The organism is Bacillus sp. 204(2023) (assembly GCF_037027505.1).
GTDB lineage: Bacteria > Bacillota > Bacilli > Bacillales > Bacillaceae > Bacillus > Bacillus subtilis.
In genome coordinates, this window is the sequence record NZ_JAXCHE010000002.1 from 276675 (window position 1) to 298685 (window position 22011).

Sequence of the window (22011 nt, forward strand, 5' to 3'; positions counted from 1 at the left end):
AGATTGAAAATAAAGCGTTCCTTCATAAGCATCAGTGTGCTTATGGTCATCTTCGGCCTGATGATATCTGTTCAGTTTAATTCGTTAAAGCACCCCAAAGTCCGGGATACAAGAGATATGTGGGATATTAGGGAAGAGCTGACATCAGAGCAGAAGAAGCAGGAAAAGCTGCTGGCTGAAATAAACAAATATGACAAACTTCTGAATAGTTATTCGCAAACGAAAGAAATGACAAAAGAAACCGCGCTCAATAATACCTTGCAAACCTTAAAAAAAACAGCCGGCATGACCGATATAACAGGTAGCGGAATTGTCATTACCATTTCCCCGCTTTTTTCTGAAAGCTTAACAGGAGAGCCTATCGAAAATCCGCCTCCGGATTTGCTGAAAAAGCTGATTAATGAACTCAACTCCTACGGTGCAGAGCATATCTCGATTAACGAGCGAAGAGTTGTGAATCATACAGTCATCAGAGATATAAACGGCACTACAAAAATAGACGGATACGCCCTTGACGATTATCCTTTAACAGTAAAAGTGCTTGCCAAAGATCCGGACATGTTACACAGCAGAGTGAAGGGGTCAGGCCTTGAGGATCTTTTTGCATCTGAAAATTTAGCATTAAAAGCCGGTAAATCTGAAAGCAAACTAACATTAAAAGCATATGACAGACCACTGGACGTACAACAGCTGAAACTGCTTAAAGACTGAAAAGGAGGAGAATTGTCATGTGGCTGCCCGTGTTGGGACTGGTGCTCGGAATAGCGATTGGACTAATGACAAACTTAACGATACCGAGTGAATACTCAAACTATTTATCGCTTGCGGTGCTTGCCGCACTTGATACATTAATCGGCGGAATCAGGGCGCATTTACAAGGTACATATGATGAAATGGTATTTGTTTCCGGTTTCTTTTTTAATATTATATTGGCAATAAGTTTAGCTTTTCTGGGAGTCCATCTTGGTGTAGACTTGTATTTAGCAGGTATATTCGCATTTGGAGTCAGATTATTTCAGAATATAGCCGTTATCAGAAGAAATCTACTAACAAAGTGGACTCTTTCTAAAAAAAATAAAAAAAATGTGATATAAAAGAGGATATACATAGGATATAACGAATATTTTCAATAAACATAAAATGTGAAAAGCACATAAAAATATTCTGTTGTTATTTTTTGTTACACACTTGTAAAGCCACATTCATTGTATTGTTGTTCCGCAAATAATAGAATAGAAATGATCGAAATGATCGAAATGTGAGGAGGTGCCATAGAATGAACAACAATGAACTTTACGTCAGTCTTGACATCGGTACGTCCAATACAAAAGTGATCGTCGGAGAAATGACAGATGATTCCCTTAATATTATCGGTGTGGGAAATGTACCGTCTGAAGGGTTGAAAAAAGGCTCAATCGTTGATATAGATGAGACCGTTCATTCTATAAGAAAAGCGTTTGACCAAGCTGAAAGAATGGTAGGTTTTCCGCTTAGAAAAGCTATTGTCGGCGTTAATGGAAATTATATCAATATTCAAGATACAAACGGTGTGGTAGCAGTTTCCAGTGAAAATAAAGAAATTCAGGTTGAAGATGTACGCCGTGTCATGGAGGCGGCACAGGTTGTTTCCGTACCGCACGAACAGCTGATTGTCGACGTCATTCCTAAACAGTTTATCGTAGATGGAAGAGATGAAATCACCGACCCGAAAAAAATGCTGGGTGTGCGTTTAGAAGTAGAGGGCACCTTGATCACCGGTTCAAAAACAATCTTACATAACTTACTCCGCTGCGTTGAAAGAGCTGGTATTGAAATAACTGATATTTGCCTTCAGCCGCTGGCAGCCGGTTCTGCTGCATTATCAAAGGACGAGAAAAACCTTGGTGTGGCTCTCATTGATATAGGGGGAGGGTCAACAACCATTGCCGTATTCCAGAACGGACATCTCACTTCTACCCGTGTCATTCCTCTCGGAGGCGAAAATATCACCAAAGATATCTCCATCGGATTGAGAACGTCAACAGAAGAAGCAGAACGCGTGAAAAAGCAATTTGGACATGCCTACTATGACGAAGCCTCGGAAGATGAAATATTTGAGGTAACCGTTATAGGCACCAATCAAAAACAAACATTTACACAGCAAGAAGCAGCGAATATCATTGAAGCGAGAGTAGAAGAAATTCTTGAAATTGTTTCAGAAGAGCTTCGCAGTATGGGAATTACCGATCTGCCGGGAGGCTTCGTGCTGACAGGAGGACAAGCAGCTATGCCGGGTGTCATGTCTTTGGCACAGGATGTGCTGCAAAACAATGTCAGAGTGGCAAGCCCGAATTATATCGGTGTAAGAGATCCTCAATATATGACGGGAGTGGGCCTGATCCAATTCGCCTGCCGGAATGCAAGAATCCAAGGCAGAAAAATAGGCTTTAAGATGCCTGAAGAAGCGATACAGGAAATCGCAGTCTCATCATCTGAGGAACAAGAGCAGCATCATCACCAAAATGAGGTGCAGCAGCGGCCAAAAGGAAAACAAAAAACACAAGCCGAACATAATAAACAGAGCAAAATGAAAAAACTATTAAGCATGTTTTGGGAATAGATAGATAGTCATTCGGCAGATTAGGAGGATTTAGCATGTTGGAGTTCGAAACAAACATAGACGGCTTAGCATCAATTAAAGTAATCGGAGTAGGAGGCGGCGGTAACAACGCCGTTAACCGAATGATTGAAAATGAAGTGCAAGGAGTAGAGTATATCGCGGTAAACACGGACGCTCAAGCTCTTAACCTGTCAAAAGCAGAAGTGAAAATGCAAATCGGCGCAAAGCTGACTAGAGGATTGGGAGCAGGTGCGAATCCGGAAGTCGGGAAAAAAGCCGCTGAAGAAAGCAAAGAGCAGATTGAAGAAGCACTTAAAGGCGCTGACATGGTATTCGTGACAGCTGGTATGGGCGGCGGAACAGGAACAGGTGCCGCACCGGTTATCGCACAAATCGCGAAAGACTTAGGCGCATTAACAGTCGGCGTTGTGACAAGACCGTTTACCTTCGAAGGACGCAAAAGACAGCTTCAGGCTGCAGGCGGAATCTCGGCAATGAAAGAAGCGGTGGATACACTGATCGTGATCCCGAACGACCGTATCCTTGAAATTGTTGATAAAAACACACCGATGCTTGAAGCATTCCGTGAAGCGGATAACGTACTTCGCCAAGGGGTTCAAGGTATCTCTGATTTGATTGCTACACCTGGTCTTATCAACCTTGACTTTGCTGATGTGAAAACAATTATGTCAAACAAAGGATCTGCTTTGATGGGTATCGGTATTGCTACTGGGGAAAATCGCGCGGCAGAGGCAGCAAAAAAAGCAATATCCAGCCCGCTTCTTGAAGCGGCCATTGACGGTGCGCAAGGCGTCCTCATGAACATCACTGGAGGAACAAACCTCAGCCTATATGAGGTTCAGGAAGCAGCAGACATTGTCGCTTCGGCGTCTGATCAAGACGTAAACATGATTTTCGGTTCTGTTATTAATGAAAATCTAAAAGATGAGATTGTGGTGACAGTGATTGCAACCGGCTTTATCGAACAAGAGAAGGACGTGACGAAGCCTCAGCGTCCAAGCTTAAATCAAAGCATCAAAACACACAATCAAAGTGTTCCGAAGCGTGAGTCAAAACGTGAGGAGCCTCAGCAGCAGAACACAGTAAGCCGTCATACTTCACAGCCGGCTGATGATACGCTTGACATCCCGACATTCTTAAGAAACCGTAATAAACGCGGCTAATGTAAAGGACAAAATCGTTTTCGATTTTGTCCTTTTTTGTTTTTCTCTTCACACTTTCCTTCTTATAAAGTCTTTTTCCCTATTGCTTCCTTCGCTTAGTAACAAAACAGATAATTAGACCTATTTATTTTTGTGACATTTTTATCATTTTCATATATATGGAAATTGAATGACATGAAACGACAATATCTGTAATTCAGATTGTCTACAGTTAATATACAGCGATGTTCTGACAAACCATTCATTATTAAAAGGAGGGACGACACTTTTTTTAAAAAGCATGTTGAAAAAGGGGGATGAAAATGAAGAAAAAAACGAAAAACAGACTCATCAGCTCTGTTTTAAGTACAGTTGTCATCAGTTCACTGCTGTTTCCGGGAGCAGCCGGGGCAAGCAGTAAAGTCACCTCACCTTCTGTTAAAAAGGAGCTTCAATCTGCGGAATCCATTCAAAACAAGATTTCGAGTTCATTAAAGAAAAGCTTTAAAAAGAAAGAAAAAACGACTTTTCTGATTAAATTTAAAGATCAGGCTAACACAGATAAAGCGGCAAAAGCGGCTGTTAAAAAAGCGAAATCGAAGAAGCTGTCTGCCGCTAAGACGGAATATCAAAAGCGTTCTGCTGTTGTGTCATCTTTAAAAGTCACAGCCGATGAATCCCAGCAAGATGTCCTAAAATACTTGAACACCCAGAAAGATAAAGGAAATGCAGACCAAATTCATTCTTATTATGTGGTGAATGGGATTGCTGTTCATGCCTCAAAAGAGGTTATGGAAAAAGTGGCGCAGTTTCCCGAAGTGGAAAAGGTGCTTCCTAATGAGAAACGGCAGCTTTTTAAGTCATCCTCCCCATTTAATATGAAAAAAGCACAGAAAGCTATTAAAGCAACTGACGGTGTGGAATGGAATGTAGACCAAATCGATGCCCCAAAAGCTTGGGCACTTGGATATGATGGAACTGGCACGGTTGTTGCGTCCATTGATACCGGGGTGGAATGGAATCATCCGGCATTAAAAGAGAAATATCGCGGGTATAATCCGGAAAATCCTAATGAGCCTGAAAATGAAATGAACTGGTATGATGCCGTAGCAGGCGAGGCAAGCCCTTATGATGATTTGGCTCATGGAACCCATGTGACAGGCACGATGGTGGGCTCTGAACCTGATGGAACAAATCAAATCGGTGTAGCGCCTGGCGCAAAATGGATTGCTGTTAAAGCGTTCTCTGAAGATGGCGGCACTGATGCTGACATTTTGGAAGCTGGTGAATGGGTTTTAGCACCAAAGGACGCGGAAGGAAATCCCCACCCAGAAATGGCTCCTGATGTTGTCAATAACTCATGGGGAGGGGGCTCTGGACTTGATGAATGGTACAGAGACATGGTCAATGCCTGGCGTGCGGCCGATATTTTCCCTGAGTTTTCAGCGGGGAATACGGATCTCTTTATTCCCGGCGGGCCTGGTTCTATCGCAAATCCGGCAAACTATCCAGAATCGTTTGCAACTGGAGCGACTGATATCAATAAAAAGCTCGCTGACTTTTCTCTTCAAGGGCCATCTCCATATGATGAAATAAAGCCGGAAATATCTGCACCGGGGGTTAATATTCGTTCATCCGTTCCCGGTCAGACATATGAGGATGGTTGGGACGGCACATCAATGGCAGGGCCGCATGTATCCGCTGTTGCTGCACTGCTGAAACAGGCGAATGCCTCACTTTCTGTTGATGAGATGGAGGATATATTAACCAGCACGGCTGAACCGCTCACGGATTCAACATTTCCTGATTCACCGAATAACGGATATGGCCATGGTCTGGTGAATGCTTTTGATGCTGTATCCGCTGTTACAGATGGTTTAGGGAAAGCGGAAGGACAAGTTTCTGTAGAGGGGGATGACCAAGAGCCTCCTGTCTATCAGCATGAGAAAGTAACTGAAGCTTATGAAGGTGGCAGCCTGCCACTAACTTTGACAGCTGAAGACAATGTGAGTGTGACATCTGTAAAGCTGTCCTACAAGCTTGATCAAGGTGAATGGACAGAAATAACGGCTAAACGAATCAGCGGTGATCATCTAAAAGGAACGTATCAAGCAGAGATCCCAGACATAAAAGGAACTAAAGTAAGCTATAAGTGGATGATTCACGATTTTGGCGGTCATGTCGTTTCGTCTGACGTATACGATGTAACAGTGAAACCAAGCATCACGACGGGATATAAGCAGGACTTTGAAACTGCACCCGGCGGCTGGGTTGCGAGCGGAACAAATAATAACTGGGAATGGGGAGTTCCGTCAACTGGCCCAAATACAGCAGCATCCGGGGAAAAAGTATATGGAACGAATTTGACAGGAAATTATGCCAACTCAGCAAACATGAACCTTGTTATGCCTCCTATTAAAGCACCTGATTCAGGAAGTCTGTTCCTTCAATTTAAAAGCTGGCACAATTTAGAGGATGATTTTGATTACGGCTACGTTTTTGTTCTTCCGGAAGGTGAAAAGAATTGGGAGCAGGCTGGTGTCTATAACGGAAAGACATCAAGCTGGACGGAGGAAGAAATTGATTTATCGGCTTATAAAGGCCAAAACATTCAAGTGATGTTTAACCTTCAATCTGATGAAAGCATTGCAAAAGAGGGCTGGTATATTGATGATGTAGTGCTTTCTGACAAATCAGCCGGAAAAACAGTCAAAAAGAATAAGCTGGGCGTCGAAAAGCCGTCTGGAAAGCAAAAGAAAAAGCCAGTAAATCCGAAAAAGGCTAAGTCATCTGCAAACACAGCGGTAAAACATCAGAACAAGGCTATACAGCCTCAAGTTTTGCCGCTCAGGGCACAAGTCAGTGTAGTGGAAACAGGAAAATCAACATATTCAGATCAATCCACAGGGCAGTACACGCTGAAGCACAAAGCGGGAGACTATACGCTTATGGCAGAAGCATATGGTTATCAGTCGAAAACACAAAAAGTATCTTTAAAGACGGATCAGACGACACAAGCTAATTTTACGTTAGAAGAGATGAAGAAGGGCACATTAAAAGGCACGGTCATCAATAAAACGACAGGAGAGCCGGTAAAAGGCGCTTCCGTTTATGTTGTAGAGGATGCTGCGGTGGAACCGGCTATGACAAACGACAAAGGTGAATATACGCTGGAGGCCTATGAAGGCGCTTATACGATTAAAGTCGCTGCACCGGGTTATTACAGTGATGAATTTTCCGTTGAGTTAAAAGGTGATGTTACAAAAGAAACTGCATTGAAGCCTTTTGTCGGTTATCCGGGTGAAATTGCATATGATGACGGAACGGCGGAGAATGCCAATTCCTATTTTGCTGCCGGGAACGGATGGGCGGTAAAAATGACGCTCGCTGACGGCAAGGACAAAGGCATGCTTACAGGAGGGCTGTTCAGATTCTGGGATACAGAGTTCCCTGATCCCGGCGGCACAGAGTTTAAGGTTGAGGTATACGATGCTACAGGAAAAGACGGAGCACCTGGCAAGAAAATTGCCGGGCCATTTAACGCTGAAGCTCTTCGCAATGGCGAGTGGACTAAGGTAGATCTCAGTTCAAAAGGGATTATGGTCGATAAAGACTTTTATCTCGTATATATCCAGTCGAAACCTGACCCGTATTCACCTGGACTGGCAATGGATGAAACCGGCCAGAATTCCGGCCGCAACTGGCAGTATATAGGTGGACAATGGGAGCCGGGTGACGAAGCGGACGGCAACTATATGATTCGCGCATTAGTTGATTACGAAGCTGCTGTACCTGAGATTATTTCACCGACAGACAAGTCATACACAAATAAGGAGAACGTCACTGTAAAAGGAAAAGCTTCACCTGGTACAACGGTACACATTTATAATGATGAGAAAGAAGCAGGAGAAACAAAAACTGCCGCGGACGGCACGTTCCAGACAGGCATCACACTCAGCAAGGGTGAAAATAAGCTGACGGCAACTGCATCAACAGATAACGGAACAACGGATGCCTCCAGCCCGATCACGGTCACGCTTGATCAAGAAAAGCCTGAATTAACTCTGGACAATCCAAAGGATGGCGAGAAAACAAATAAAGAAACGCTGACTGTCAAAGGGGCTGTATCCGATGACAATCTGAAAGACGTCAAGGTGAATGGCAAAAAAGCAACAATAACTGATGGTTCATACTCAGCCCGTATTCTTTTGGAGAATGGAAGCAATGAAATCAAGGTGATTGCTACAGACTTAGCAGGCAACAAAACGACGAAAAAGGCTGTCATTGATGTCAATTTTGACAAGCCTGTCATTTCCGGCTTAATTCCGGGAGAGGATAAAAACTTAAAAGCCGGTGAATCTGTGAAAATCGCTTTCTCAAGCACTGAGGATTTAGATGCAACGTTTATCATTCGTATGCCGCTGACCAATGCAAGAGCGAGTGTGCAAAATGCCACCGAACTCCCGTTAAGAGAAATCTCTCCGGGGAGATATGAAGGCTATTGGACTGCCACTTCTTCTATTAAAGCAAAAGGAGCAAAAGTAGAAGTGATCGTCCGAGATGATTATGGAAATGAAACAAGAAAAACTGCGAATGGAAAACTTAATATCAACACAGAAAATTAAGTGGAAAAAAGCTGCCGTCATTGGCAGCTTTTTTATATATCCTCTCATTACACTTCCTCGACAAATTAAGCAGATTTCCCTGAAAAATTGTATTTTCCTCTCAACATTAATTGACAGACTTTCCCACAGAGCTTGCTTTATACTTATGAAGCAAGAAGGGGAACAGCGTGAGGCAAGAAAGAAAGGAGTCAGATGTGAAAATCTATTTAGATGTCATTTGGCTGTTAAACTTTTGTTTTGATGCACTTTTGCTTTTGCTCACGGCATTTATTTTAAAACGGCATGTAAAAAAAAGAAGACTGGTAGGCGGAGCGTTCATCGGTTCCAGTATTGTCCTTTTGATGTTTACTCCTTTTTCGCCGATTGTTGAACATCCGGCTGGGAAGCTAGCTTTTTCAGTTGTGATTGTGGTGGTGACATTTGGCTTTAAAAGATTTCGGTTTTTCTTTCAAAATTTGTTTTCCTTTTATTTTGCCACTTTTTTAATGGGGGGAGGAATTATCGGAGCCCATTCTTTGCTGCAGTCAAATTCTATTGTTCAAAACGGTGTTATGATAACCAATCAAACAGGGTTTGGAGACCCGATCAGCTGGTTGTTTATTGTTGGGGGCTTTCCAGTATTATGGTTTTTTTCTAAAAGAAGAATTGAAGATATTGAAACAAAAAACATTCAATATGAGGAACGAGTCAGCGTGCAGGCAGATTTGGGCAGCCAAACACTTCATGTCAGAGGCCTGATTGATTCCGGTAATCAGCTGTACGATCCTCTTACAAAAACGCCGGTAATGATCATTTACATTGATAAACTGGAGCCGATTTTCGGAACAGCCGAAACGATGATCATTCGAAACACAGACCCATTGGAAGCCATCGAACAGCTCGATGATTCCTTTCGCTTTTTAGATAAAATGAGGTTGATTCCATACAGGGGAGTTGGTCAGCAAAACCAATTTTTATTATGCGTTAAACCGGATCACGTAACGATTATGACAAAAGAAGAAATGATTTCTGCAGATAAATGTTTAATCGGCATCAGCACAACAAAGCTGTCGGCAGATGGAGAGTTTGACGCGATTATTCATCCGAAAATGCTTTCGGGCAAGGCTGTCAAACACGTTTCATAATGTTCGCAAATGTCCGTTACTTATCATACTCAAACGGCGTGACATTTAGAAGGGAGAGGAAGATGAAAAAACTGAAATTACGGTTGACGCACCTCTGGTATAAGCTGCTGATGAAACTTGGGCTGAAAAGTGATGAAGTCTATTACATAGGCGGGAGTGAAGCCCTGCCGCCTCCATTATCTAAAGATGAGGAGCAGGTTTTGTTAATGAAGCTCCCCAACGGCGATCAGGCGGCGCGAGCCATTCTAATTGAACGCAATTTGCGTCTGGTCGTATATATCGCCCGTAAATTTGAAAATACGGGAATTAATATAGAGGATTTAATCAGCATCGGTACCATCGGTCTAATCAAAGCTGTGAATACATTCAATCCAGAAAAGAAAATCAAGCTTGCTACCTATGCCTCCCGGTGTATAGAAAATGAAATCCTGATGTATTTAAGAAGAAATAACAAAATCCGTTCAGAGGTTTCCTTTGATGAACCGCTTAATATTGATTGGGACGGCAATGAGCTTTTGCTTTCTGATGTGCTCGGCACTGACGATGACATCATCACTAAAGACATAGAAGCTAACGTCGATAAAAAGCTTTTGAAAAAAGCGCTTGAACAGCTTAATGAGAGAGAAAAGCAAATCATGGAGCTGCGGTTTGGGCTTGTCGGTGAAGAAGAAAAAACCCAAAAGGATGTAGCGGATATGATGGGGATTTCTCAGTCTTATATTTCGCGGCTTGAGAAAAGAATTATAAAAAGGTTGAGAAAAGAGTTCAACAAAATGGTGTAAAAAATTTTATGGTTTAAACCCCTTGATTTTACAGGGATTTCCTGATTTCGACAGTTTTTCGGTCTGAGTGCAGTGCATATTTTTCCCACCCAAGGAGATACTTAACGTTGTACAGCAGCTCCTGTAGGGAGGGAAAAAAGTGTCGAGAAATAAAGTCGAAATCTGCGGGGTGGATACCTCCAAATTACCAGTACTCAAGAATGAAGAGATGAGAAAGCTGTTTAGGCAGCTGCAGGATGAAGGCGATGATTCAGCAAGAGAAAAGCTTGTAAACGGGAACTTGCGTCTTGTCTTAAGTGTCATTCAACGATTTAATAACAGAGGGGAGTATGTTGATGACTTATTTCAAGTCGGCTGCATCGGACTAATGAAATCCATTGATAATTTTGACCTAAGCCACAATGTTAAGTTTTCAACATACGCTGTACCTATGATTATCGGAGAGATCCGCAGGTATTTACGCGATAATAACCCGATCCGTGTTTCAAGATCACTTCGGGACATCGCTTACAAGGCGCTTCAGGTAAGAGAGCGGTTAATCAGTGAGACAAGCAAGGAGCCGACTGCAGAAGACATCGCAAAAGTTCTTGAAGTACCGCATGAGGAAATTGTATTTGCGCTTGATGCCATCCAGGATCCGGTTTCTCTATTTGAACCGATCTATAACGACGGCGGAGACCCGATCTATGTGATGGACCAAATCAGTGATGAGCGCAATACAGATTCACAATGGATTGAAGAGCTGGCTTTAAAAGAGGGCATGAGAAGGCTGAACGATAGGGAAAAAATGATTTTGAGAAAGCGGTTCTTCCAAGGGAAAACCCAAATGGAAGTCGCCGAGGAAATCGGAATTTCTCAAGCGCAGGTGTCCAGACTTGAAAAAGCGGCTATCAAACAAATGAATAAAAATATTCATCAATAATGAAAAGCCTTTAAAACGATGTTGTTTTAAAGGCTTTTCTATTGATTACGGATGGTTTACGTTTTGGGAAAAGTAAGGTATCCTAGTTCGTACAAAGTTTTATGAAAATTAAAACAATTATAAAAGGCAATAAAGAGGAGGACCACGATGATTTTGCAGCTTGACAATGTCTCACTAAAACGGAATGGGAAATGGATACTGAGAGATATTCATTGGAAGGTGGAAGAAAAGGAAAATTGGGTGCTTTACGGCCTAAATGGCGCCGGGAAGACAGCGCTGTTAAATATGCTTTGCTCTTATTATTTTCCAACATCAGGCGAGATGCAGGTGCTTGGCCATGAATTTGGCAAAACAGAGCTTGGGGAAAAGCTCAGACGTAAAATTGGCCTCGTCTCAGCAGCTCTTCAGCAAAAATTGTATCCGGCAGATTCAGCCTTTGAAATTGCTTTGAGCGGAGCTTACGCTTCGATTGGGTTATATGAAACGCCAAGTAAGAAAACCAGGGAAAAAGCGATTGGTTTGTTAGAGGACTTGGGAGCAATTGAATATGCCGATCGCCGCTATGAAACCCTTTCTCAAGGGGAAAAACAAAGAGCGTTGATTGCTAGAGCACTAATGGCCGATCCGGAGCTGCTGATACTGGATGAACCAGTCACAGGACTGGATTTTATTGCCCGGGAAAAGCTGTTAGATACGATTACATACATTGCAAACAAAGAAAATGCACCATCTATCCTTTATGTGACTCATCATGCTGAAGAAATTTTGCCTGTCTTTGATAAAGCCCTTTTATTAAAACAGGGAGAGGTCTTTGGATCCGGAGAAATAAAGGAAATGCTTACTGATCAAATACTTTCCGCTTTTTTTGATACGCCAATCCATGTATTATGGAATCAGGATCGGCCGTTTTTAACAAGAGCTGAGCCGATAACGAATGCCTGACAAATATATATAGATTCATCCTAGGGGTGCTTTGCGAAGCTGAGAGAGACTTTGTCTCAACCCTTTTGACCTGATCTGGATTATGCCAGCGGAGGGAAGCGGTGAAAAGCGGAGTACATCGGACTTCGTTTGTTTTTATTAAGCCGTTTCATCACATTTGAAACGGCTTTTTTGATTTTAAAGAATAGGAGCGGATTTACATTGGATCAACAAATAGACTCTTTGCAAAAAAAAGTGGAAGAACATAAGGAGGAGCTTATTCAGCTTGCGAAAACGCTGATTTCTTATCAAACACCTGCTCCGCCTGCAAGAAATACAGAGGGCATTCAGTCATGGATTGCGGGATATTTAAATGAATTGGGATTCTCGATCGACAAATGGGATGTGTACCCTGGAGATCCCAATGTTGTCGGCAAGCTAAAAGGAACAGATTCAGCAGATTATTATAGCCTGATTATCAATGGCCATGTAGATGTGGCAGAGGTAAATGAGGATGAAGAATGGGAGCATGATCCATTTCATCCAATTGAAAAAAACGGTCTCTTAATCGGTCGAGGCGCTTCCGATATGAAGGGCGGAATGGCGTGTGTGTTGTTTGCTGTCAATTTGATTCGTGAAGCCGGCATTGAACTTCCCGGAGATCTGATTCTGCAATCGGTTATCGGGGAGGAAGTTGGAGAAGCCGGCACGCTTGAATGCTGCAAGAGGGGCTACCACGCTGATTTTGCAATTGTCGCGGATACGAGCGATATGCATATTCAAGGCCAAGGCGGTGTCATTACAGGCTGGATCGAAATCAAAAGCAGTCAAACATTTCATGATGGAACGAGACGGAATATGATCCACGCAGGGGGAGGAACATTCGGAGCAAGCGCAATTGAAAAAATGGCGAAAATCATTGCGGGGCTCGGTGAACTTGAGCGCCACTGGTCTATTATGAAAAGTTATCCCGGCTTTAAACCCGGAACAAATACAATTAACCCGGCTGTTATAGAAGGCGGCAGACATGCGGCTTTTATAGCGGACGAATGCCGGCTGTGGATCACTGTCCATTTTTATCCAAATGAAACCCATGACCAAGTGGCAGCGGAAATAGAAGATTACGTCAATCGGCTGAGTGACAGTGATATTTGGCTTAGGGAAAACCGCCCTGTATTCAAGTGGGGAGGCTCATCTATGATAGAAGACAGAGGAGAAATTTTTCCGGCATTGGAAGTTGACCCTGGCCACCCAGGCGTCTTAGCGCTAACTGCCTCTCATCAGAAAGTGAAACGGGAGTGTCCAATTATTGACGTTTCTCAATCAGTTACAGATGGCGGATGGCTGTATGATGCCGGTATTCCATGCGTAATATACGGTCCTGGAGATCTGCACAATGCACACTCTGTGAACGAGAAGGTATCGATTGAGCAGCTAGTAGAGTATACAAAAATTATACTCGATTTTATCATCAGCTGGTGCAGCCGGAAAAAGAACAATGACATGAAAATTTCTTCTTGCTGACAAGGTTCAGCCTGCCCGTTCATATACTTGAACAAAAGGACGGAAAAAGGACGTGATGGAATGATCAGCATTTCAGAATTTCAGGTAAAGGATGTCGTCAATGTCTCAAACGGAAAAAAGCTGGGGAGTATTGGTGATATTGATATCAATGTGACCACTGGTAAAATTCAGGCGATCATACTAGGAGGAAATGGGAAAGTTCTCGGATTTTTTGGAAAAGAAGAGGAATTGGTCATTCCATGGCGAAATATTGTAAAAATCGGGGAAGATGTAATCTTGGTCCGATTAAGTGAACCACATGCATAAACCTGCTTGTCTGCCGCAGATTGGCAAATGCCGGAAGTCTCGATTCTTCCGGCACATTTCATTTAGAAATATGCAAATCGGTGCTCAACGAATGCAGTAAGATGTGGTAAAATAAGTGGGAAATTCCGCTTTTTTAAATGTTTGTCGAAAGGTTGGATCATCATGAATACATATCACCCATTCAGTCTTACCACACCCTCGACACTCATGATACAAGACTGGGCTCAAACGAATCAAAACAACAAAGAGGTCATTGCCGGATTTACGACAAAAAACGGCGGTGTCAGCCAAAAGCCTTTTGAATCGTTAAATACAGGATTGCACGTTCATGACAAAGATGCAGATGTAGTTAAAAATCGTGAATATATTGCCGATATGTTTAATACTGATTTGCAGTCTTGGGTATTCGCTGATCAGACACATGATAATCGCGTTCAGAAAGTGACGCAGAGGGATAGGGGAAAAGGCGCCCGTGAGTATCACACGGCTCTAAAAGCAACGGACGGCCTCTATACAAATGAAAAAAATGTATTTTTGGCATTATGCTTTGCTGATTGTGTGCCTCTTTTCTTTTATGATCCGGTTAAGTCGCTTGTCGGAGTCGCCCATGCCGGGTGGAAAGGCACCGTCAAACAGATTGGCAGAGAAATGGTGAAGCAATGGACTGAGAAGGAAGGTTCAAATCCCTCAGATATTTACGCTGTTATTGGCCCGTCTATCAGCGGAGTATGCTATACGGTAGACGACCGCGTCATGGATGCTGTCCGCGCATTGCCGGTTTCAGCAGACCTTGCCGTTAATCAGACGGCAAAGGCACAATATCAGCTTGATCTGAAAGAGCTGAACCGTCTTATACTGATGGACAGCGGTTTGGCAAGTGAACAAATTTCTGTCAGCGGTTTATGCACGGAAAGCGAGCCGTCTCTTTTCTATTCTCACCGCCGCGATCAGGGGAAAACTGGACGGATGATGTCCTTTATCGGAATGAAGGAGGCATAAAAGATCTTGCGTGTTGTTGATAATTTACGACATATAAACGAACGAATAAACGAAGCATGTAACAGATCGGGCCGCAGCTCCGATGAAGTTACGGTTATTGCAGTCACTAAATATGTATCGCCTGAAAGAGCACAGGAGGCAGTAGATGCTGGCATCACCTGCCTCGGAGAGAATCGGGATGCGGAACTGCTCCGCAAACAGGAATTGATAAAAGGGAATCCGGAATGGCATTTTATCGGCAGTCTGCAATCTAGAAAAGCAAAATCTGTCGTCAATGCGGTTTCCTATATCCATTCCCTAGACCGGCTCTCATTAGCGAAAGAAATTGAAAAACGGGCTGAAGGTACTGTACGATGCTTTGTGCAGGTCAATACCTCTCTTGAGCCTTCTAAACACGGCATGAAAAAAGAAGAAGTCATTCCATTCATACAGGAGCTTTCCGGTTTCGAACATATCCTTGTTGCCGGGCTGATGACAATGGCTCCGCTGACTGATGATCAAGATCAGATCAGAAGCTGTTTCAGGTCGCTGAGAGAACTCCGTGACCAGGTTCAGAAGCTGAACCAGCCGAACGCTCCGTGTACTGAACTGTCGATGGGCATGTCAAATGATTTTGAAATTGCAATTGAAGAAGGAGCTACTTATATTAGAATCGGCTCATCGTTAGTCGGAAATGAAACAGGGGGTGTACAGCAATGAGTATGAAAAATAAACTGAAAAACTTTTTCTCAATGGAAGATGAAGAATACGAATATGAATATATTGAGACAGAGCGGGAATCTCATGAGGAGCATGAGCAAAAAGAAAAGCCGGCTTATACGGGGAATAAACCTTCGGGCAAACAGAATGTAGTGAGCTTGCAAAGTGTTCAGAAATCCTCTAAAGTGGTGTTGAGTGAGCCGCGCGTTTATGCGGAGGCGCAGGAAATAGCCGACCATTTGAAGAACCGTCGGGCAGTTGTCGTCAATCTTCAGCGGATACAGCATGACCAGGCGAAGCGGATTGTAGACTTTTTAAGCGGAACCGTTTATGCCATTGGCGGCGATATTCAAAGAATCGGCTCAGATATTTTCCTCTGCACGCCTGACAACGTAGATGTATCAGGCACAATTTCTGAGCTCATATCTGAAGACGAACATCAGAGGTGGTAAAGCGAGATGATCCTTTATCAAGTTTTTTCGGTTTTAAGCTTATTAATCACAATATACTCATTTGCCCTGATCATATATATTTTTATGTCATGGGTGCCGAGTACGAGGGAAACAGCAGTCGGGCGTTTTTTGGCTTCGATTTGTGAACCATATCTCGAACCATTCAGAAAAATCATTCCTCCGATTGCAATGCTGGATATTTCACCAATCGTAGCAATACTTGTGCTTCGGTTTGCGACAACCGGCTTGTGGGGACTTTATCGCATGATTGCGTTTTAATGTGACAGTTTGATAGGGGCTTGGCAGCAGCCAAGCCTCTTTACATAGAAGGGAAAGACGATGAGCGATATATATCAGCACTTCAGAAAAGACGAGCGGGCCTTTATTGATCAGGCGCTCGAATGGAAAAGAATTGTCCAGGAGCAGTACCGGATGAAGCTGACCGACTTTTTAGATCCCCGAGAGCAGGTCATCCTCTCTGCTGTTACGGGACAGGCTGACGTCGGGCTTGCTTTTTCCGGCGGCTATGACAGAGCGGAGCGGAAACGGGCGATTCTGTATCCAGAGTACATTACTCCGGAAGAATCGGATTTTGAATTGCAGGCGTTTAACGTCCGTTATGCTGACAAGTTTGTCTCAGTAGATCATCGTTCTCTGCTTGGTGCATTAATGGGCATAGGGTTAAAGCGGCAAAAATTCGGTGACATCGTGTTTTCTGAGACAGCAGTGCAATTGATTGTCTCAGCCGATACCGCTGATTTTGTGGCTGCACAACTGACCCAAGCAGGCAAAGCGGCGGTTAGCCTAGAGAAAATCGACTTGTCAGACCTTAACATTCCAGCAGTTGATGTCGAAATAAGAGATGACACGGTTTCTTCTTTAAGGCTTGACGCCGTCTGCGCCTCTATGAGCAGGCAATCCCGCCAGAAATCACAGACGCTTGTGAAAAACGGCCTCGTGAAAGTGAACTGGAAGGTGGTTGAAGATCCTTCATACATAGTCGCGGAAGGGGACATGCTGTCTATCAGAGGTTTTGGTCGGTGCAGCTTAACAAAAATCGAAGGGAAAACCAAAAAAGACAAATGGAGAGTTACGTTTGAACGACAAAAATAGTCGGTTTTTCAGTTTTTTTCTCCATCTGTGCGAAATTTGTTTTATAATGTGAACTAGATAACCGTACTGAAATGTAAAAATGGAGGTGGCATCATGCCATTAACGCCAAATGATATTCACAACAAGACGTTTACAAAAAGTTTTCGCGGATATGATGAAGATGAAGTAAATGAATTCCTAGCCCAAGTCAGAAAAGATTACGAAATTGTTCTCCGCAAGAAAACGGAGCTTGAAGCGAAAGTCAATGAGCTTGATGAAAGAATCGGACACTTTGCAAATATTGAGGAAACATTGAATAAATCAATTTTAGTTGCTCAAGAAGCGGCTGAAGACGTAAAACGCAATTCTCAAAAAGAGGCAAAGCTGATTGTTCGGGAAGCGGAGAAAAACGCTGATCGCATTATCAACGAATCGTTATCAAAATCAAGAAAAATTGCAATGGAAATTGAAGAGCTGAAAAAACAGTCTAAAGTGTTCAGAACACGTTTCCAAATGCTGATTGAAGCTCAGCTTGATCTTCTGAAAAATGACGATTGGGATCATCTCCTTGAGTATGAAGTCGACGCTGTATTTGAGGAAAAGGAATAAATTCTCTGATTATCTTGACATTTTCTTAGCTTGTCGAATATAATACGTTCATAAATTCAGATGAAAAAACGGTTGAAAGGGACAGTCATGTTTCCTTCAGGCCTTCATAGCGACCCGGAGATGGTGAGAGTCCGGGATGGCCGGAATCATGTAGATCAGCCCTTTAGTTTCCTTGCTGAACTCACAGTAGGTTAGGACGTTCATCACGTTACGATGCTCAAGAGGAAAAAGTGTATGCTTGCTTTTTCTAAAAGGGTGGTACCGCGAGATAAGCTTTCTCGTCCCTTATGGGATGAGAGGGCTTTTTTTATTTTCTGAAAAAATGCAGTGGAGGAATGAAAATGGATTTTAAAGACACGCTCTTAATGCCGAAAACAGATTTCCCGATGCGTGGAAATTTGCCAAACCGGGAGCCTGACATTCAAAAAAAATGGGAGGAAGAGGATATCTATCGTCTTGTGCAGGAACGGACGAAAGACCGCCCGAAATTTGTTTTACATGACGGACCTCCGTATGCAAACGGCGACATCCATATGGGCCATGCACTTAACAAGATTTTGAAAGACTTCATTGTCCGCTATAAATCAATGAGCGGCTACAACGCACCGTATGTGCCGGGCTGGGATACACACGGATTGCCAATTGAAACAGCTCTGACAAAAAACAAAAAGGTCAACCGCAAAGAAATGTCAGTAGCGGAATTCCGCAAACTATGCGAAGAGTACGCTTGGAAGCAAATCGAGGGACAGCGTGAGCAATTCAAACGTCTTGGTGTCCGCGGTGATTGGGAAAACCCATATGTGACATTAAAACCGGAATACGAAGCGCAGCAAATCCGCGTATTTGGTGAAATGGCAAAACGAGGCTACATTTACAAAGGCCTTAAACCGGTTAACTGGTCACCTTCAAGTGAGTCTGCTCTGGCTGAAGCCGAGATCGAATATCAAGATAAACGTTCAGCATCTATTTACGTCGCTTTTGGTGTAAAAGACGGAAAAGGCGTTCTTGAAAACGGCGAGCGCATCATCATTTGGACAACAACGCCTTGGACAATTCCGGCGAACCTCGGAATCTCAGTGCACCCTGATCTTGAGTACAGCGTGATTGCAGTAGGTGAAGACCGCTTTGTCGTAGCAAGTGCCTTAGTCGAAAATGTTGCATCGGCATGCGGATTTGATCAGTATGAAGTGACAAGAACGGTCAAAGGGAAAGACCTTGAGAACATTATCGCTGAACACCCGCTATATGGCAGAGACTCTCTCGTTATGCTTGGTGAACACGTAACAACTGATGCCGGAACAGGCTGTGTTCATACAGCGCCAGGACATGGGGAAGATGACTTTATCATCGGCCAAAAATACGGTTTAGATGTGCTTTGCCCGGTCGATGAAAAAGGTGTAATGACAAGCGAAGCTCCTGGCTTTGAAGGCATGTTCTATGATGATGCAAACAAAGCGATCACACAGCAGCTTGAAGAAAAAGGCGCACTTGTGAAGCTTGAATTCATTACTCACTCTTATCCGCATGATTGGAGAACAAAAAAACCAACCATTTTCAGAGCGACAGCGCAATGGTTTGCGTCTATTAAAGATTTCAGATCAGACCTGCTGGATGCCATTAAAGAAACCAAATGGGTTCCTGAATGGGGCGAGCAGCGTTTGCACAACATGGTTCGGGACCGCGGAGACTGGTGTATTTCCAGACAGCGTGCGTGGGGTGTGCCGATTCCGGTATTTTACGCTGAAAACGGAGAACCGATTATTACAGATGAAACCATTGAACATGTTTCTGAATTGTTCAGACAGCACGGATCAAACATTTGGTTTGAAAAAGAAGCAAAGGATCTTCTTCCGGAAGGCTTTACGCATCCTGGCAGCCCGAACGGCACATTTACAAAAGAACAGGATATCATGGATGTTTGGTTTGATTCAGGCTCTTCACATCAAGCAGTGCTTGAAGAACGTGATGACCTCGTTCGCCCGGCTGATTTATACCTAGAGGGATCTGACCAATATCGCGGCTGGTTTAACTCTTCTCTTTCTACAGCAGTAGCCGTAACAGGGAAAGCGCCGTATAAAGGTGTGCTCAGCCATGGGTTCGCACTGGATGGAGAAGGACGCAAGATGAGTAAATCAATCGGTAACGTTGTTGTTCCGGCTAAAGTCATGAAACAGCTTGGTGCCGACATCTTAAGATTATGGGTATCTTCAGTGGATTATCAGGCGGACGTTCGCGTGTCTGACGCCATTCTAAAGCAGGTTGCGGAAGTATATCGTAAAATCCGCAACACGTTCCGTTTCCTTCACGGCAACCTTTTCGATTTTGATCCAAAAACAAATGCGGTGGCTGTCGAAGATCTTCGTGAAGTGGATCAGTATATGCTGATTAAGCTGAACAAGCTGATTGATAAAGTGAAAAAAGCGTATGATGAGTACGAATTTGCGGTTGTGTATCACAGCATTCATAATTTCTGCACAATCGAATTGAGCTCATTCTACCTTGATTTTGCAAAAGATATTGTCTACATCGAGCATGCGGATCATCCGGATAGACGCAGCATGCAGACAGTATTCTACGAAACGCTTCTTGCATTAGTGAAGCTTTCAGCGCCTATCCTTCCACATACGGCAGACGAATTGTGGTCTCATTTAACATTTGTTGAAGAGCAGAGCGTTCAGCTGACCGATATGCCGGAAACAATCGCGGTTCCAAACAGTGAAGCGACTGAAGAAAAATTTGACCGCTTTATGGCTCTTCGTGATGACGTGTTAAAAGCATTAGAAACTGCGCGAAATGAAAAAATTATCGGTAAATCTTTGGAAGCAAACCTGAAATTGTATCCAAACAAAGAAAACAAGGAGCTCTTGGCTTCCATAAAAGAAAACCTTTCTCAGCTGTTTATTGTGTCTGAACTGACAATCAGCGAAGAAAATGAAGCACCGAACGATGCGCAAAGCTTTGCGACGGGTAAAATCGCTGTCGAGAAAGCGGAAGGCGAAATGTGTGAGAGATCACGTGTGATTTCAAAAGATGTAGGAGCAAATCCGAAATATCCTACACTTTCATTACGCAACGCTGAAATCGTTGAAAAATACTATCAAAAATAATGCAAAAGAGCCCGGCGGAAAAGCCGGGCTTTTTTTGTGCCAAGAGTGACATCCTTTAGAACGGCAGGAAAAATCTTATGGGCTTTAGATCATCATTCATAGGCAACAATAAAGGTACTACGTTAAGAGCAGGAGTTGTGAAGAATGAATGATCAACTGACCGCAATTTACACGGAACTTCTTCTGATGAAAGAAGAATTACAGTCGAGATTATTTGAGTATTCTTGCTTTCAGGTTTCTACAAGCCCGCAAGCAGCAATCAATCATAAACAAAAAGCAACTCTGATCTATCACATTAAAGAAGAGCTTCAAGACGTTCTCCTTGCATTGTCAAAAATCGAAAACGGCACATTCGGATACTGTGAAGAAACCGGGGCTCCCATTCCTCTTGCAAAGCTGGCAGTGCTGCCGACGGCCCGAACAGCAAACGATTTTCTTTATTCTGTCCAATTCGAAAAAAAAACGCTTCCGATATGGAAATCAACGGATATCGAATATGGTCAGGCACTGTATGAATAAACAGTGTCTGACCAGTTAATATGCCTGATATTTCTTTACTCCAGTGCTTTTTATTGATAAAATGCATAATGGATTAAAGTAACCGTAAACTGGAGGAACGTTTGTGCTGTATTATATAATTGCACTACTTATTATTGCAGCCGATCAATTGACAAAATGGCTAGTCGTTAAGAACATGGAACTTGGCCAAAGCATTCCGATCATTGATCAGGTATTCTATATCACCTCCCATCGCAATACGGGTGCTGCATGGGGGATATTAGCGGGTCAGATGTGGTTTTTCTACCTCATAACAACCGCTGTTATTATTGGTATTGTTTATTACATACAGCGTTATACAAAAGGACAAAGGCTTCTTGGCGTTGCCCTTGGGCTTATGCTTGGCGGTGCCATCGGCAACTTTATCGATCGGGCTGTCAGACAAGAAGTTGTGGATTTTATCCATGTTATAATTGTGAATTACAATTACCCGATTTTTAACATCGCGGACTCTTCACTATGTGTCGGCGTCATGCTTTTATTTATACAAATGCTGTTGGACAGCGGGAAAAAGAAAAAGGAGCAATAG

At 43.2% G+C, this 22011-nt stretch carries 20 protein-coding genes, 1 riboswitch and 1 other annotated feature; all 20 genes read left to right on the top strand.

The genetic code is table 11. From position 1 onward, the window contains the following. The first annotated feature begins 3 nt into the window (after nucleotides 1-3). The 20 genes from WA279_RS05890 to lspA all read left to right on the top strand — a co-directional run bounded on the left by WA279_RS05890 (nucleotide 4) and on the right by lspA (nucleotide 22011). Nucleotides 4-711: a DUF881 domain-containing protein gene (locus tag WA279_RS05890; protein WP_133954374.1), complete on the top strand. Its 708-nt coding sequence runs from the start codon at nucleotides 4-6 to the stop codon at nucleotides 709-711. A gap of 17 nt (nucleotides 712-728) precedes the next feature. Further along, entirely contained in the window at nucleotides 729-1094 is a 366-nt protein-coding gene (locus tag WA279_RS05895) for a small basic family protein (RefSeq protein WP_003238683.1), read from the top strand. 182 nt (nucleotides 1095-1276) lie between these two features. Next, entirely contained in the window at nucleotides 1277-2599 is a 1323-nt protein-coding gene (gene ftsA, locus WA279_RS05900) for a cell division protein FtsA (protein WP_003232169.1), read from the top strand. A 35-nt stretch (nucleotides 2600-2634) separates the two neighbouring features. Further along, the gene (gene ftsZ, locus WA279_RS05905) at nucleotides 2635-3783 is read left to right on the top strand and encodes a cell division protein FtsZ (protein WP_336154641.1); all 1149 of its coding nucleotides are present in this window, start codon (nucleotides 2635-2637) and stop codon (nucleotides 3781-3783) included. A gap of 302 nt (nucleotides 3784-4085) precedes the next feature. Beyond that, nucleotides 4086-8387, top strand: a complete 4302-nt coding sequence (locus WA279_RS05910; RefSeq protein ID WP_336154642.1) for a bacillopeptidase F — start codon at nucleotides 4086-4088, stop codon at nucleotides 8385-8387. A gap of 194 nt (nucleotides 8388-8581) precedes the next feature. After that, entirely contained in the window at nucleotides 8582-9511 is a 930-nt protein-coding gene (gene spoIIGA, locus WA279_RS05915; RefSeq protein ID WP_038828183.1) for a sigma-E processing peptidase SpoIIGA, read from the top strand. 62 nt (nucleotides 9512-9573) lie between these two features. Beyond that, nucleotides 9574-10293, top strand: a complete 720-nt coding sequence (gene sigE, locus WA279_RS05920) for an RNA polymerase sporulation sigma factor SigE (RefSeq protein WP_003221446.1) — start codon at nucleotides 9574-9576, stop codon at nucleotides 10291-10293. Between the two features lie 139 nt (nucleotides 10294-10432). Then, a complete protein-coding gene (gene sigG / locus WA279_RS05925; RefSeq protein ID WP_009967190.1) occupies nucleotides 10433-11215 on the top strand; it encodes an RNA polymerase sporulation sigma factor SigG in 783 nt (260 codons plus the stop codon). 147 nt (nucleotides 11216-11362) lie between these two features. Further along, on the top strand, nucleotides 11363-12157 hold the full coding sequence (locus WA279_RS05930) for an ABC transporter ATP-binding protein (protein ID WP_021479328.1): 795 nt from the start codon (nucleotides 11363-11365) through the stop codon (nucleotides 12155-12157). 12 nt (nucleotides 12158-12169) lie between these two features. Further along, nucleotides 12170-12271, top strand: a riboswitch (TPP riboswitch). 87 nt (nucleotides 12272-12358) lie between these two features. Then, nucleotides 12359-13660, top strand: a complete 1302-nt coding sequence (ylmB, locus tag WA279_RS05935; RefSeq protein ID WP_336154644.1) for an N-formyl-4-amino-5-aminomethyl-2-methylpyrimidine deformylase — start codon at nucleotides 12359-12361, stop codon at nucleotides 13658-13660. Nucleotides 13661-13720: 60 nt separating this feature from the next. Then, on the top strand, nucleotides 13721-13966 hold the full coding sequence (locus tag WA279_RS05940) for a YlmC/YmxH family sporulation protein (protein ID WP_003232153.1): 246 nt from the start codon (nucleotides 13721-13723) through the stop codon (nucleotides 13964-13966). Between the two features lie 162 nt (nucleotides 13967-14128). Then, the gene (pgeF, locus tag WA279_RS05945) at nucleotides 14129-14965 is read left to right on the top strand and encodes a peptidoglycan editing factor PgeF (protein WP_336154646.1); all 837 of its coding nucleotides are present in this window, start codon (nucleotides 14129-14131) and stop codon (nucleotides 14963-14965) included. 6 nt (nucleotides 14966-14971) lie between these two features. Next, entirely contained in the window at nucleotides 14972-15664 is a 693-nt protein-coding gene (locus WA279_RS05950) for a YggS family pyridoxal phosphate-dependent enzyme (protein WP_336154648.1), read from the top strand. Further along, nucleotides 15661-16116, top strand: coding sequence for a cell division protein SepF (gene sepF, locus WA279_RS05955; protein ID WP_014479735.1), 456 nt, complete (start codon nucleotides 15661-15663; stop codon nucleotides 16114-16116). Before WA279_RS05950 ends, sepF begins: the two co-directional genes overlap by 4 nt. Nucleotides 16117-16122: 6 nt before the next feature. Then, a complete protein-coding gene (locus WA279_RS05960; RefSeq protein WP_003221463.1) occupies nucleotides 16123-16395 on the top strand; it encodes a YggT family protein in 273 nt (90 codons plus the stop codon). Between the two features lie 60 nt (nucleotides 16396-16455). Next, entirely contained in the window at nucleotides 16456-17229 is a 774-nt protein-coding gene (locus WA279_RS05965) for a YlmH family RNA-binding protein (RefSeq protein WP_015383612.1), read from the top strand. Nucleotides 17230-17322: 93 nt separating this feature from the next. Beyond that, the gene (gene divIVA, locus WA279_RS05970) at nucleotides 17323-17817 is read left to right on the top strand and encodes a septum site-determining protein DivIVA (RefSeq protein WP_003221468.1); all 495 of its coding nucleotides are present in this window, start codon (nucleotides 17323-17325) and stop codon (nucleotides 17815-17817) included. Nucleotides 17818-17879: 62 nt separating this feature from the next. After that, nucleotides 17880-18106 (top strand) — a binding site (T-box leader). A 52-nt stretch (nucleotides 18107-18158) separates the two neighbouring features. After that, nucleotides 18159-20924: an isoleucine--tRNA ligase gene (ileS, locus tag WA279_RS05975; protein ID WP_015252129.1), complete on the top strand. Its 2766-nt coding sequence runs from the start codon at nucleotides 18159-18161 to the stop codon at nucleotides 20922-20924. A 144-nt stretch (nucleotides 20925-21068) separates the two neighbouring features. Further along, nucleotides 21069-21443 (top strand): sporulation-related RNA polymerase-binding protein YlyA, encoded by a 375-nt coding sequence (ylyA, locus tag WA279_RS05980; protein WP_014479740.1) that lies wholly within the window; start codon nucleotides 21069-21071, stop codon nucleotides 21441-21443. Between the two features lie 103 nt (nucleotides 21444-21546). Then, nucleotides 21547-22011: a signal peptidase II gene (gene lspA, locus WA279_RS05985; RefSeq protein ID WP_014663906.1), complete on the top strand. Its 465-nt coding sequence runs from the start codon at nucleotides 21547-21549 to the stop codon at nucleotides 22009-22011.

Excerpts from the sequence above, each read along its gene's own strand:
- WA279_RS05910 (WP_336154642.1), top strand. The coding sequence starts at position 4,086 with ATGAAGAAAAAAACGAAAAACAGACTCATCAGCTCTGTTTTAAGTACA.
- WA279_RS05930 (WP_021479328.1), top strand. The coding sequence starts at position 11,363 with ATGATTTTGCAGCTTGACAATGTCTCACTAAAACGGAATGGGAAATGG.
- WA279_RS05940 (WP_003232153.1), top strand. The coding sequence starts at position 13,721 with ATGATCAGCATTTCAGAATTTCAGGTAAAGGATGTCGTCAATGTCTCA.
- divIVA (WP_003221468.1), top strand. The coding sequence starts at position 17,323 with ATGCCATTAACGCCAAATGATATTCACAACAAGACGTTTACAAAAAGT.
- WA279_RS05965 (WP_015383612.1), top strand. The coding sequence starts at position 16,456 with ATGAGCGATATATATCAGCACTTCAGAAAAGACGAGCGGGCCTTTATT.
- WA279_RS05960 (WP_003221463.1), top strand. The coding sequence starts at position 16,123 with ATGATCCTTTATCAAGTTTTTTCGGTTTTAAGCTTATTAATCACAATA.
- sepF (WP_014479735.1), top strand. The coding sequence starts at position 15,661 with ATGAGTATGAAAAATAAACTGAAAAACTTTTTCTCAATGGAAGATGAA.
- WA279_RS05895 (WP_003238683.1), top strand. The coding sequence starts at position 729 with ATGTGGCTGCCCGTGTTGGGACTGGTGCTCGGAATAGCGATTGGACTA.
- ftsA (WP_003232169.1), top strand. The coding sequence starts at position 1,277 with ATGAACAACAATGAACTTTACGTCAGTCTTGACATCGGTACGTCCAAT.
- ileS (WP_015252129.1), top strand. The coding sequence starts at position 18,159 with ATGGATTTTAAAGACACGCTCTTAATGCCGAAAACAGATTTCCCGATG.
- ftsZ (WP_336154641.1), top strand. The coding sequence starts at position 2,635 with ATGTTGGAGTTCGAAACAAACATAGACGGCTTAGCATCAATTAAAGTA.
- pgeF (WP_336154646.1), top strand. The coding sequence starts at position 14,129 with ATGAATACATATCACCCATTCAGTCTTACCACACCCTCGACACTCATG.
- sigE (WP_003221446.1), top strand. The coding sequence starts at position 9,574 with ATGAAAAAACTGAAATTACGGTTGACGCACCTCTGGTATAAGCTGCTG.
- ylyA (WP_014479740.1), top strand. The coding sequence starts at position 21,069 with ATGAATGATCAACTGACCGCAATTTACACGGAACTTCTTCTGATGAAA.